Source organism: Exiguobacterium profundum (assembly GCF_042652865.1).
In the GTDB taxonomy this organism is placed as follows: domain Bacteria; phylum Bacillota; class Bacilli; order Exiguobacteriales; family Exiguobacteriaceae; genus Exiguobacterium; species Exiguobacterium profundum.
The window spans coordinates 155,546-167,794 of sequence record NZ_JBHSHG010000004.1; the positions used below are offsets into that span (position 1 = coordinate 155,546).

Annotated in this window: 14 protein-coding genes and 1 riboswitch; of the genes, 3 read left to right on the top strand and 11 right to left on the bottom strand. The window is 50.1% G+C overall.

The genetic code is table 11. The annotated features are described in order from the left end of the window. Window positions 1-537, top strand: a complete 537-nt coding sequence (locus ACFO4U_RS13260; RefSeq protein ID WP_215244329.1) for a gamma carbonic anhydrase family protein — start codon at window positions 1-3, stop codon at window positions 535-537. A gap of 109 nt (window positions 538-646) precedes the next feature. Then, complete coding sequence (locus ACFO4U_RS13265) at window positions 647-832, top strand: hypothetical protein (RefSeq protein ID WP_074037801.1); 186 nt, start codon at window positions 647-649, stop codon at window positions 830-832. Window positions 833-936: 104 nt separating this feature from the next. Here the strand turns inward: ACFO4U_RS13265 and ACFO4U_RS13270 are convergent, their stop codons facing one another. From ACFO4U_RS13270 to ACFO4U_RS13320, 11 genes are all read right to left on the bottom strand, one after another. Beyond that, window positions 937-1,491: a nitroreductase family protein gene (locus ACFO4U_RS13270; RefSeq protein ID WP_251131870.1), complete on the bottom strand. Its 555-nt coding sequence runs from the start codon at window positions 1,489-1,491 to the stop codon at window positions 937-939. Window positions 1,492-1,584: 93 nt separating this feature from the next. Beyond that, entirely contained in the window at window positions 1,585-2,877 is a 1,293-nt protein-coding gene (lysA, locus tag ACFO4U_RS13275) for a diaminopimelate decarboxylase (protein WP_214691456.1), read from the bottom strand. Beyond that, window positions 2,847-3,935 (bottom strand): alanine racemase, encoded by a 1,089-nt coding sequence (alr, locus tag ACFO4U_RS13280; protein WP_074037805.1) that lies wholly within the window; start codon window positions 3,933-3,935, stop codon window positions 2,847-2,849. Before alr ends, lysA begins: the two co-directional genes overlap by 31 nt. 14 nt (window positions 3,936-3,949) lie before the next feature. Next, window positions 3,950-4,876, bottom strand: coding sequence for a branched-chain amino acid transaminase (locus tag ACFO4U_RS13285; RefSeq protein WP_074037806.1), 927 nt, complete (start codon window positions 4,874-4,876; stop codon window positions 3,950-3,952). Between the two features lie 49 nt (window positions 4,877-4,925). Continuing rightward, window positions 4,926-5,633 (bottom strand): 2,3,4,5-tetrahydropyridine-2,6-dicarboxylate N-acetyltransferase, encoded by a 708-nt coding sequence (gene dapD, locus ACFO4U_RS13290; protein ID WP_215244327.1) that lies wholly within the window; start codon window positions 5,631-5,633, stop codon window positions 4,926-4,928. Then, entirely contained in the window at window positions 5,611-6,360 is a 750-nt protein-coding gene (gene dapB, locus ACFO4U_RS13295; protein WP_078146280.1) for a 4-hydroxy-tetrahydrodipicolinate reductase, read from the bottom strand. The genes dapD and dapB overlap by 23 nt, the downstream gene beginning before the upstream one ends. Further along, a complete protein-coding gene (gene dapA, locus ACFO4U_RS13300; protein WP_215244326.1) occupies window positions 6,357-7,238 on the bottom strand; it encodes a 4-hydroxy-tetrahydrodipicolinate synthase in 882 nt (293 codons plus the stop codon). Before dapA ends, dapB begins: the two co-directional genes overlap by 4 nt. A gap of 12 nt (window positions 7,239-7,250) precedes the next feature. Further along, window positions 7,251-8,246, bottom strand: a complete 996-nt coding sequence (locus tag ACFO4U_RS13305) for an aspartate-semialdehyde dehydrogenase (RefSeq protein ID WP_159563506.1) — start codon at window positions 8,244-8,246, stop codon at window positions 7,251-7,253. Window positions 8,247-8,258: 12 nt separating this feature from the next. Then, entirely contained in the window at window positions 8,259-9,458 is a 1,200-nt protein-coding gene (locus tag ACFO4U_RS13310; RefSeq protein ID WP_078147890.1) for an aspartate kinase, read from the bottom strand. A gap of 114 nt (window positions 9,459-9,572) precedes the next feature. Continuing rightward, a riboswitch (Lysine riboswitch) is annotated at window positions 9,573-9,752 on the bottom strand. Between the two features lie 77 nt (window positions 9,753-9,829). Next, window positions 9,830-10,258: a GNAT family N-acetyltransferase gene (locus ACFO4U_RS13315; protein ID WP_074037812.1), complete on the bottom strand. Its 429-nt coding sequence runs from the start codon at window positions 10,256-10,258 to the stop codon at window positions 9,830-9,832. Continuing rightward, window positions 10,252-11,412: an alanyl-tRNA editing protein gene (locus tag ACFO4U_RS13320; RefSeq protein WP_074037813.1), complete on the bottom strand. Its 1,161-nt coding sequence runs from the start codon at window positions 11,410-11,412 to the stop codon at window positions 10,252-10,254. Before ACFO4U_RS13320 ends, ACFO4U_RS13315 begins: the two co-directional genes overlap by 7 nt. Before the next feature lie 95 nt (window positions 11,413-11,507). On the opposite strand from ACFO4U_RS13320, the gene ACFO4U_RS13325 reads away from it, so the two are divergent. Next, window positions 11,508-12,236: a GntR family transcriptional regulator gene (locus tag ACFO4U_RS13325; protein WP_159563504.1), complete on the top strand. Its 729-nt coding sequence runs from the start codon at window positions 11,508-11,510 to the stop codon at window positions 12,234-12,236. The last annotated feature ends 13 nt before the right edge of the window (window positions 12,237-12,249 follow it).

The following is a 12,249-nucleotide window of genomic DNA, read 5'->3' on the forward strand; positions in this document are numbered from 1 at the left end:
ATGCAATACAAATTAGGAGAGTTGACACCAAAAGTCGATCCGACGACTTATCTTGCACCAGGGGCACACGTGATTGGAGACGTGACCATCGGTGCTCACTCGGGAGTATGGTTCAATACCATCATCCGTGGAGACGAAGGACCCATTCAAATCGGTTCATACGTCAACATTCAGGATGGTTCGATGATTCATCAATATGAAGGCTCACCGACAATCATTCATGACCGTGTCTCGATTGGCCACATGGCGATGATTCACGGCTGTGAGATTGAAGAAGATTGCTTGATTGGCATGCACGCTACCGTACTCGATGGGGCGAAGATTGGAAAAGGGTCCTTTGTCGCTGCCGGTGCGCTCGTCACACCAAACATGCAAATTCCTGAAGGGGTGATGGTCATGGGCGTCCCAGCAAAAGTCGTTCGTCCATTAAACGATGAAGATCGTTTTATCATGGAGAGAACGGTAAAGAAATATGCCAAGCGTGCCGAACAATATAAGCAGTCGTGCGTTCCAGTTCGCGAAATTCAACAATTGTGAAAGCGTTTACAAGATTCATAAAATGTTAACGTTTCTCTCGAATTTTCTACATAGTTCCTTTGTATACTGAAGTTGTAGCCAAGCTGATGTATTGAAAGGAGCCCACTCTATGTATCCGAACCATGATCAACTCATGCTAGACCTGTATGCCTCGTCCATCAATCCAAGTTATGGCCTTCATATCGATGATTCATTCGATGATGCCCTTCATGGCGCACATCGAGAGGTTTGGGAACGTATGCATTTGGATAATAGTAGAGAAGAAGATTCTAAAAATGGAGGAACGACTGGATGATTCCAACGACTGTGATTCAAGATTGGCTCGCAACAAAATTAAAGCGATAACTGACCGATATATAGATCAAGCGAGCGAAGGGATTCCCCATCGCTCGCTTTTTATTATTCAAACATGATGAGATGCGAATCAATCGGTTGTCGCGCTTTCGGTGTAGGGATATCTTCTGTGTCATATTTCCCGATTTGCAGGAGACCGATAAACGTCTCCCCTTCCGCCCCAATCATTTCCTTCAACCGTGCATCATCAAACAGTCCACCCGTCCGCCAGACCATTCCGATCTTACGTTCACTTAAGAGCAGCTGAACATTTTGAATGAATGTCGCCGTCGCGAGTAACGCGTCACGATTCCCTTTGTCCGTTTCAAAATGTTTTGCCGTCACATACATACAGGTTGCCGCATTTAAAATCCGTCCCGTCACCTTTTCGCGTTGCCCTTCTGACGCCTCCGAGAAGGCTGGTTCGAGCGCATCGAGTAACACTTGCTTCCCATCCCCATTGAACACATACACGTTCCATGGTTCGACTTTATTGTGAAATGGTGCATGATGTGCCGATTGCAACACTTCATAGAGCACTTTCGTATCGATTGGTTCTTCTTTGAACATACGGACCGTACGTCTTTCTTCAATTAACTTTTGTGCTGCTGTCTTTGTCATGACCGTCACTTCCCCTTTTTTTCTCTTCTCTATCATAATTGAAAAACATTCTCATTTCAAAATCAAAAAAAGACTACAGATTGCTCTGCAGTCTTACGTTGATTGTCCAATGACCTCACATGCCACCAAGTCTTCAAACGTTTGGCGACGAACGACAAGTCGATGTGCCCCGTCCTTCACGAAGACAACAGCTGGACGAAGCATCTGGTTATAGTTGCTCGCCATGGAGAAATTGTACGCTCCTGTTGCTTTGACAAGTAATAAATCACCTGGTGTGACAGGGGGGATCAATGAGCGGTTCGAGATGATGTCTCCCGACTCACAGCACGCTCCGACTATTTTTGCCTCGAGCGTTTTCTCTTCATTCATCCGAGTCGCTGCCACGACCTCATACTCCGCGTCATACAATGCCGGACGGATATTGTCCGTCATCCCGCCATCGACAGACACGAATGTACGAACGCCACTCACTTCTTTGACGGTCCCCACCTCATAAAGCGTGGCACCCGCATTGGCGACGAGCCAACGTCCCGGCTCAATCCCGATTTTCGGAAGTGGCAATTCACGTGCCTCGACCTCCTCGACCAACGTCTCCATGACTTGCTCCATCGTCTGGGCAAAATCGAGATATTCGTCTTCATCCAAGTAAGCGACGCCGAATCCCCCGCCGATGTTCAAGACGTCCGTCGTATAGCCGGTTTCCTGACGAATCGTATCCATGAAGCGCACCATCGTCTTCACCGTGTTGATGAAGAGGGTCGGATCTTGAATTTGAGAACCGACGTGACAATGGATTCCCTTCAACTGTAAGTGCTCGGCTTCTAACGTTGCACGAATCGCGTCTAAATACGTGTCGTCATGCGTCGGGAAACCGAATTTTGTATCAACCCCACCCGTTTGAATCGCCGCATGGGCACCCCCGACAACTTGAGGCACAATGCGGAGAAGCACATCGACTTCGCGATTGTATTCAGCCGCAAGTCCTGACAAGAGGCTGATCTCCCGCATATTGTCGATGGTAAAGTGTGTAATCCCCTGTTCGAGAGCATACGTGATGTCAAGAATCGTCTTGTTCGACCCATGGACATGAATGCGCTCCGCCGGTACCCCGGCATGCAGTGCCACGTACATCTCACCCCTTGAGACGACATCGACACTTAACCCTGCGGCCATCACTTTTTCATAAACGGCCGCAATCGATAATGCTTTTGACGCGTATAACGCATACGTGTTCGGATACTTATCTAGAAACGCATTCTGGACAATTCTAAGGCGACGCTCTAGTTCTGGCTCACTCATGATGTATAAAGGTGTCCCGTACGTCGCTTGAAGTTCACGGACGGACACGCCTTCGATCAAACATTCTGATTGATTGGTGGTGTACATACAATTCCTCCTTCAAAGCGATGTGGGACACGCCACGAACGGGCACAGAGCTGTTCTGAGTTGTTGGCATAGCCAACACGTGTCACGTCATCGATTTTCGTCTCGATTCCATATAATGTGACGCGGTCGCCGATTTGTACGTCTTCGTCGACTTTGATGAAGCTATGGCTCATAAAGATGTTACTGATGAACGGGTATGCTTTCCCCTCGATGTGAACAGGCAAGTGACGTCTCGCCCGCATCAATCCATCCCCATATCCGACAGGTAAGACAGCAATCCGTTCTTTCGATTCCGCGGTATATCCCGTTCCATACCCGACATGAGCCCCCGCTTCGATGTCGTGGACGGCAACCACTTCTGTCTCCCAATAAAACGCAGGTACGAGCCACTCAACCGGCTCCACCGATGAATAACCGTATAAGAAAATACCGACACGCACATGTGTGCAATGGTGCAAGCGCGAGTCGTCTTGAAGCGTGGCCGCACTATTTGCCGCATGGATCAGTTCAAACGTATGACGTTCCATCAAACGTGTCGACCAGTCGGCAAAGCGTTCGACTTGGACGCTATGCTCGACTTCGGCATTGTCCGCATCCGCGAGCGGAAAATGTGTACATAGTCCGACAAGGTTCAATCCTTCATTTTGGCAGAAGGCAACGATCTGTAGCGCTTCTTCAAACGTTTTGGCACCGAATCGGTTCATGCCGACGTCCAATTTCAAATGAAGGCGAACGCCATCGAGATGCTCACGCTGTGAAACGAGCCATTCATACGAGCCGATTGCGACGTCAAATTCATGGGTATGCACGTGTTCCCACGTGTATATCGGATTCATGACGAGGACGCGAGCCGACTCTGCATGCGCTCGCACTTCAATCGCTTCTTCTAACGTGGTCACCATGAAGTGACGGACTCCTTCATCATACAAAGTCGTCACAACTGGCTCCATTCCTAGGTTATAGGCATTGTTTTTCACGACCGCAAACACGGGGCGCCCGAGCGCTTCAATCCGGCGTTTGTTTTCGCGAATCGCATTCAAGTCAATTGTGACTCCCATCGTGCAAAACTCCTTTACTCTGTTACTGCTGATTTCACGAACGTGATCCAATCGCGGTGTTCCGGAAGCTGTCCTGTTACGGCTTCACGATAGCGTGTCAACATTTCTGTCGCAACCGTCTGGACACCTCCACCAATCGAGATATGGTCGACCTCGATGACGCTCGTCACCTCGGCTGCCGTTCCCGTTAAGAAGATTTCATCAGCCACATAGAGCTCATCGCGTCCGATATGGCGCTCGACGATTTCATAACCGGCCTCGCGAGCCAATTGCATCACCGTTTGACGTGTGATGCCATCGAGTACAGAACAGTCAAGGGACGGTGTCGTAATCGTTTTTCCTTTCACGAGGAAGATGTTCGCGACACTCGCCTCACTGACGTTTCCGTTCATATCAAGGGCAATCGCTTCGTCGAATCCGTCACGGAGCGCCTCTCCTTTTAATAGCTGTGAGTTCATATAGTTCGATGCCGCTTTCGCTTGCATTGGCATCATTGTAGAAGACACGCGGCGATACGAGGCCACTTTCGCTCGAATCCCGACCGTCTTATTGAAATATTCACCGAGCGGCCAACACGAGATGGCAACATGTACCTTCGTCTCAGCAGTCGGCATAAGTGCTTGCCATGGTGTTCCAAGGAAGACGAACGGACGGATGTAGCATGCTTCAAATCCGTTTCGCTCAATCAATTCCATCGTGGCTTGTTCGAGTTCATCTACCGTATACGGTAGCGTGACGTGGTAGTATGCACACGAGCGAACAAGTCGCTCCAAGTGTTCACGTAATCGGAAGATGGCAGGACCTTCCTCCGTGTGATACGCGCGAATCCCTTCAAAGAACCCGCTTCCGTAATGAATCGCGTGTGTCATGATACTCGTGTTTGCGTCAGTCGGCTCAATCCAAGCCCCGTCTTTCCACATCCATTGTCCATACTGTTCCATAATGCAACTCTCCCATTCCTCATTTTTTATATTTTCTGTCTATTATACGTTAGAGAGAGCGTAAGTCATCAACAAGTTGCGTTTTTTCAGAAGTTTTTTCATCTTTCTGTTTGATGATTCGTGCAGGTGTTCCCGCAACGACAACACCTGGAGGGACATCTTGTGTGACGACACTTCCTGCCGCGACAACTGCGTTTTCACCGACGCGAACGCCCTCTAAGATGACTGCGTTCGCCCCAATCATGACACCATCCTCGATGATGACCGGATCTTTTGAAGGTGGCTCAAGAACCCCTGCGACCACGGCACCTGCGCCAAGGTGAACGTTCTTCCCGAGCGTTCCGCGTGCTCCGATGACAGCGTTCATGTCGACCATCGAACCATCTCCGATGACAGCTCCGATGTTGACGACAGCTCCCATCATGACGACCGCGTTGTTGCCGATTTGAACGTGATCTCGGATGAACGAGCCTGGTTCAATTCGGGCATTGAGTTGTGTCGTATCGAGCATCGGTACAGCACTGTTGCGACGATCATATTCAAGATGAGAATCTGTGATGACCGATGCATTGACTTCTAAGAATGCCGCAGCGCGTTCTGCCGTCGTCAAAAACAGTTTCGACTCATCCGTTCCGAATGCTTTCGCTTCCTCGATTTCAAGACCCGCCAATTGACCGTTGACGTAAAGCTTAACTGGTGTTTCCTTCTTAGCATCTTTAATATATTGTGCGATTTCATAAGCGTTTGTGAGTAACATGAGTAGCCTCCTCGTATAAGTTCGATAGATTATAAAGTCCTGCCGGGCGATCGATGATCGTTGCCGCAGCGGCAAGGGCCCCGTTTGCAAAGACGCGTTTCGATAACGCAGTATGTTTCAATTCAATCATTTCATCATCTCCGGCGAAGAGCACGGTATGCTCACCGAAGATCGTGCCACCCCGAATGGAATGCATGCCCAACTCTTCGGTAGCACGCGCTTCCCGACGTGACGTTCGTTCGTAAATCGGTGTCACGTCACGCTTCGCTTCGATGGCACGTGCCAATAATTCTGCCGTCCCGCTTGGTGCGTCCACTTTCTTCCGATGATGTGCCTCAATCACTTCAATATCATATCCGAGAGTGAGCGGGACAAGTTGGTCGAGCAACTGTTTCAACAGTGCAATCCCATATGAGGTGTTATAAGACTGAAAGATTGGGATCTCTTGTGAAGCCGTCTCGATCTCGGCCAATTCTTCCGGTGTGAAGCCCGTCGTCGCAATGACGAGCGGAATATTGCGCTCCCGTCCGAACGCGAGTAAATCAGGGAGTAACGCCGGGTTCGAAAAGTCGATCACGACATCGACGGGTACGTCCACCTCATTCAGAGTCGCCGTGTGCTCGTCACTTCCCGGTGAGACGATTGCCGTTACGTTTACACCTTGCGCATGAGCGACCTCTTCGACAATGCGTCCCATTGCGCCAAACCCATGGATGAGAACATTCATTGTCTCACCTCATTGAATTGTTCCATCGCCGATAGTAATTTCGCCTCAGCTGTCGCGCTCATTGGAACGAGCGGCAGACGTGGCGCACCGACTTCAAATCCTCGCGCTTGAAGCGCTGCCTTCACCGGAATGGGATTCACTTCTGCGAAAAGTTCATCGATGACTGGGAGTAAACGAATTTGCCACGTACGTGCTGTCTGCAAATCACCCGCCAATAGGGCGTCTGCCAACGCGACCGTCGCTCCCGGATAGACGTTTGATAAAACGGAGACGACCCCTTGTGCGCCCCAAGCCATGTACGGCAAGATTTGATCGTCATTTCCACAGTAAACGGTGAACCCTTCCGGAATATGGGCCATCATCTGCGCCATGACCGAGATATCCCCACTCGCTTCTTTCAAGGCCGTGATGCGCGGATGTTCCGCGAGCTCACCGACCGTTTCCGGTGCCAAGGCGACACCCGTCCGTGAAGGAACATTGTAGAGCATGAGCGGAATCGGTGACGCATCCGCAATCGCAGTAAAGTGAGCAATCAGCCCGACCTGTGTCGACTTGTTATAGTACGGTGTGACGACCATCGCCATCTCCGCACCAAGTTCGGCGGCCCGTTTCGTTTTCTCGATACTGACTGCTGTATTGTTCGAACCGGTCCCCGCGATGATCACGGCTCGACCGTTTGCGACCTCCACCGCTCGAACGAGCAATGTCTCAAACTCGTCATCAGTGATTGTCATCCCTTCGCCGGTCGTCCCACCGATGATGAGACCCGTCACACCTTCTTGGATTTGGTCTTCAATTAATGCCGCCCATGCTTCTAGATTCAACTGCCCATTTTCTTGAAATGGGGTAGCTAGTGCTGTCGCCACTCCTGTGAACATGTCATCTCCTCCTTATTTCGTCGCTGTTTGACTAATCATACATTGTGCGATTTGAACGGCATTCGCTGCCGCCCCTTTTCGGACGTTATCTGCAACGCACCAAAGATGGAACGTATTGGGTTGTGAATCGTCTCGGCGAATTCGTCCGACATACACCTCATCCGTCCCGTTCGCATCGAGCGGTGTCGGATATGTCAATTCGGATGGATTGTCCATTAACACGACCCCTGGTGCATCGGCAAGGACTGCTTTCAGTTCTGCGACCGTCGCATCTCGCTCGAGCGACACCGTGATTGAGACCGCATGACTGTTTCGCACCGGCACCCGGACACAAGTGGCCGTCACCCCGAGGTTTGGCGCATTTAAAATCTTACGTGTCTCATCCATCATCTTCTGTTCTTCTTTCGTGTAGCCATTTTCTTGAAACACATCGATGTGCGGCAACACGTTATCATAAATCGGATACGGATAATTCGTCGGTTCCTCTCCGCGCGCACCGCGCTCGAGGTCATCGATCCCTTTTTGACCCGATCCCGATACCGCTTGATAAGATGTGTACGCGACGCGTGTCAGTCCGTATACTTCCGCTAGAGGCGCGAGCGCCACGACCGATTGAATCGTGGAACAGTTCGGGTTCGCGATGAGCGTTCTCTCCGGACTGAGTTCGACTCGGTTCACTTCCGGTACGATGAGTGGAATTCCTTCTTGCATTCGGAATGCACTTGAATTATCGATGACAATGACTCCTTGCTCACTCAACCGAGGGGCATATTGTTCACTGATGCTCCCACCTGCAGAGAAGAGTGCGATATCGATTGGGTCCGCATAAATCGCATCGGTCAATTCACGAATCACGATCGATTGCCCATTCACCTCGACCGTCTTTCCTGCCGAGCGGGCTGAAGCATAGAGTCTCAACTCGCTGATTGGAAATTCATATTCTGTTAAGACGTCAATCATTTTTTGTCCGACGGCACCTGTCGCACCGACGACTGCTACGTTATACATTATGCTCCCCCCTTATAAGTGGAACCGGGCCGCAATGGCTGCGACTGCCGCTTCTACGTCTTGTTCTTGAATCGTATAGGAAATACTGATTTCAGACGTCGTGACTTGATAGAATGGAATCCCCATCTCACGGAATGTCGCAAAGAGCTCTGATGCGACCCCTGTCGCGTCTCGCATACCGATTCCGACGACAGAAATTTTTGCATGTTCCGTATGACGATCGATTTTGATTTGAGGCAAGGTCGCTGTCAACTCCGCGAGCGCCTCTTCTAAAAACGCCTCTTCATCGAGCGGACATGTGAACGAGAGAAACACTTCGCCGTCGAATGCCGTCTGTGAAATCATATCGATGTTGACGTGTCGCTCTGACAATCGTTCAAAAATGTCTGCGACTCCCGCCGCCGTATGCGGAATATGTTTGATTGAGACACTGAGTACGTTCTTGACGACACTCACACTCGTGACTGCTTTCTGTTCCATCGCTTGCGTCGTATCCATGATCCATGTTCCTCCTTCGCTCGAAAGCGTCTTCCCAACAAAAATATTGACGTCATATTTCTTTGCGAGCTCCACGCTTCGCATCTCCATCACTTTTGAACCGAGTGCACTCATCTCCATCATCTCGTCATAGGAGACCGTATCAAGCCGTTTCGCCGTCGGATGGATTCGTGGGTCCGTCGTATATACACCCGCGACGTCCGTATAAATTTCACAACGCTGACTGAGGACGGCCGCCAGTGCGACGGCTGTCGTGTCCGAACCGCCACGCCCAAGGGTCGTGACGTCTCCCGCTTCATTCACGCCTTGGAATCCGGCGACAATCAGGACGTCGTATTGACGCAACTTCTCGTGTAACACTTCTTTCCGAATCGCTTTGATTTTGCTCTTCGTATGAATGCCCATCGTATCAATCCCGGCTTGCTGTCCTGTTAATGAGATGGCCGGTACGCCTCGCGAGTTCAAGGCGATACTGAGTAGGCTGATGGTCTGTTCTTCTCCAACGGCGAGTAGCCGGTCGAGTTCGCGAATCATCGGGCGATCCGTGATTTGTTTGGCGAGCGACAAGAGCGAATCTGTCGTTTTGCCCATCGCCGATACGACGACGACCAATTTTTCACCGGTCGCCACACGTGTCTGTAAATAGTCCGAAATGGCTTGTATTTGTTCGATTGTGGCAACGGAGCTGCCACCAAATTTCAGTACGGTTGTCATCAAGTTCCCCACTTTCAAGATGTCCACCAACAGAAAAAGCGGCAGACCGGTAGGAAGCACTCTCCCTACGGTCTGCCGCTTGTACGCGCAGTTGAAAAACGATTAAAGAATCGTTCCGTAGATAGCGCTCCATGGTAGTTGACCATGGCAGTGTAGGCGTTATTCACGACTACCCCAGCCTTCATTCACACGCACGTGAACGTCGACTTCGGCGAATTTCCCCTTTCGGCTCGGTCCGGAGTGCGTCCGTTTCAACCAAGCTTACTCATGTCATTCGCAACCTCTATCTGTCAGTTGTTAGTATTAGTTATAACAAAACGAAATCTTCTTGCCAACCTTTTTTTAGAAAAATGGGATATTTCAAAAAAAGATTACCATGTTTTTCGCATCATGCGGTGCGGGATATTGGCATCCAAAAACTCATCTCCGAACGCCTCGTACCCGAGCTTTTCATAAAACGGAAGCGCCGTCAGTTGTGCACCCAATCGTAGTTCAACCAACCCTTGACGTTTCGCGACACGTTCAACTTCAATCATAATGTCTTTCCCATATCCATGGCCCCGGGCCGATTGAATCGTCGCCACTCGCTCCACTTTTCCGACAGTCGAGTCGACTGGACGAAGACGCGCTGTCGTCACAGGTTCGGAGTCAAGGAGCCCGACCACATGTGTACACATATCGTCTAAATCATCGTATTCTAAACTCGCATCGATTCCTTGTTCCTGAACGAATACGATCTCCCGCACTTGTTTGGCCTGTTCAATCAACGCTGCTTCGTTTCCCGATTGAATGATCAACATGGTAAAACTCCTTCCTGCAATCGTTTCACGATTTCTTCGATTCCCTTTTCTAGTTCCGCTACGGATGTGAAACGCGCTTGGGCCTGCTTATGGCTTCCACCGCCACGCCCGATTTTCATCTCTTGGAGCGCCGCTTTCAAGAATGTGCCGACGGCGATATCCTGTGTCCCGTCATGCATGACGAACAATTTCTGCGTTCCATAGTTAGCGCCAACGGCAATTCGTCCTGTTGCTGCGATTCGTTCGATGATGGCGGTCGTCAACGTTTCCGCTTCTGTTCTCCCGACATGTAAGGCCACATAGTTATCTTCTTTCAACACGGCCTCCACTTTCGCTTTGGCAATCCGTTCTTCGAGCGTTTTGATTTCTTTTTCACGTTCCAAACGAATCGTATGTTCTTCGATTACACGGGCTGCCACGGATTCATTCGTTGTCGAGAATGTATGGTGAATCGTCCGCAACGCTGCTCGCGCTTGTTGAGTCGCCTTGATCGCTCGACTTCCCGCCACATACGTCAAGCGGAGATTCCCCCTCACTTTCTTCATCGCCGTCACATGGATGGTACCGAGTTGTCCCGTTGTCTCCACATGAGTACCACCACATGCATTGTAATCTAGACCTTCGATTTCGACGATGCGAATCATCCCCGTTCGGTCCGTCTCTTTCCGTAAGCGCGCCCGGTCTACTTCTTCTTTTGGGATTTCATAGACACGAATCGGACGGTTTTCAAAGATGACTTGTTGCATTTCTTGTTCAAGTGCCTCAACGTGCACCCAGTCCATCGTTGCCGTTTCAATCTCAATAGATGAATCGGTCTCTCCGATTCCAAAGCTGAGCGTCCGAATGCCATGACGGTCTTCCAAAATCGCCGTTATCACATGTTGAGCAGTATGCTGGATGGAATGATCCCGTCTGACGTCCTCATCGATTCGAACCTCTATCGTCGTGCCCGCTGGTAATGATTCTGACAAGAGATGCCATACTTCCCCGTCCTTGATTTGTACGTCCAGTACAGGATGCGTCCCAATCCATCCACGGTCAGCCGGTTGTCCCCCACCTTCCGCATAAAACGGGCTGTTCTCGAGTGTGTGCCAATGACCGTTGCCGTCTTCCTTTATTGAGGTCACGACTGTACTTGCTGTATATGGTTCCATCTTGTCCTCCACCTTCTCTCTATAATCTGTTCAGACAACTAGTTTAATTTCGTCTATAATGAAACATACATCTTCTCAGTCAGGAGCGAAATGATATGTTAGAAATCGATAAACAATCTCCGTTACCTATTTATTATCAAATTGAAGCGTACTTAAAGCAACAAATTGATGACGGATTGTTAAAACCAGGAGACACCTTGCCTTCAGAGCGTGAATTTTCCGAGCAATTTCACGTCAGTCGGATGACGATTCGTCAAGCCATCATGAACCTCGTCAACGCCGGTTACTTGAGCCGTCAAAAAGGAAGAGGCACGTTCGTCGCGAGTCAGAAGATTGCGATGACGTTATCGGGACTGACGAGTTTTTCCGAGGAAATCAAACATCGAGGCATGCGACCGCTCAGCCGTCTCTTGTCATACGAGGTCATTCCGGCAACGGATCGCATCGCGCAGCAACTAAGCATCCCAAATCAAACACCGGTTTATGAAATGAAACGGCTACGACTCGCCGATGATCACCCACTTGCGCTCGAAACCGCCTATATTCCCGTTCATTTATTGCCTGACCTGACACAAGATGACGCGACGGGATCGATTTATGCTTATGCCGAACAGCATGGCTTACGCCTGAAAAATGCAACACAAACACTCGAAGCCCGGAGCGCCGGTCCAGAAGAAGCCAAGCTCCTCACTATTTCTCCGAACGCACCGGTATTGCTGATTGACCAGCGAACTTATCTCGAGAACGGTGACATGTTCGAGTATAGTCGTTCACTCTTTCGCGGAGATTCATACTCCTTGACCGTCGCCATGGACCGCATATAAAAAAAGTTTGCCC

Bases quoted from the DNA above. Each gene is read 5' to 3' on its own strand.
- ACFO4U_RS13260 (WP_215244329.1), top strand. From the start codon at position 1: ATGCAATACAAATTAGGAGAGTTGACACCAAAAGTCGATCCGACGACT.
- ACFO4U_RS13265 (WP_074037801.1), top strand. From the start codon at position 647: ATGTATCCGAACCATGATCAACTCATGCTAGACCTGTATGCCTCGTCC.
- ACFO4U_RS13270 (WP_251131870.1), bottom strand. From the start codon at position 1,491: ATGACAAAGACAGCAGCACAAAAGTTAATTGAAGAAAGACGTACGGTC.
- lysA (WP_214691456.1), bottom strand. From the start codon at position 2,877: ATGTACACCACCAATCAATCAGAATGTTTGATCGAAGGCGTGTCCGTC.
- alr (WP_074037805.1), bottom strand. From the start codon at position 3,935: ATGGGAGTCACAATTGACTTGAATGCGATTCGCGAAAACAAACGCCGG.
- ACFO4U_RS13285 (WP_074037806.1), bottom strand. From the start codon at position 4,876: ATGGAACAGTATGGACAATGGATGTGGAAAGACGGGGCTTGGATTGAG.
- dapD (WP_215244327.1), bottom strand. From the start codon at position 5,633: ATGTTACTCACAAACGCTTATGAAATCGCACAATATATTAAAGATGCT.
- dapB (WP_078146280.1), bottom strand. From the start codon at position 6,360: ATGAATGTTCTCATCCATGGGTTTGGCGCAATGGGACGCATTGTCGAA.
- dapA (WP_215244326.1), bottom strand. From the start codon at position 7,238: ATGTTCACAGGAGTGGCGACAGCACTAGCTACCCCATTTCAAGAAAAT.
- ACFO4U_RS13305 (WP_159563506.1), bottom strand. From the start codon at position 8,246: ATGTATAACGTAGCAGTCGTCGGTGCGACAGGTGCCGTCGGACAAAAA.
- ACFO4U_RS13310 (WP_078147890.1), bottom strand. From the start codon at position 9,458: ATGACAACCGTACTGAAATTTGGTGGCAGCTCCGTTGCCACAATCGAA.
- ACFO4U_RS13315 (WP_074037812.1), bottom strand. From the start codon at position 10,258: ATGTTGATCATTCAATCGGGAAACGAAGCAGCGTTGATTGAACAGGCC.
- ACFO4U_RS13320 (WP_074037813.1), bottom strand. From the start codon at position 11,412: ATGGAACCATATACAGCAAGTACAGTCGTGACCTCAATAAAGGAAGAC.
- ACFO4U_RS13325 (WP_159563504.1), top strand. From the start codon at position 11,508: ATGTTAGAAATCGATAAACAATCTCCGTTACCTATTTATTATCAAATT.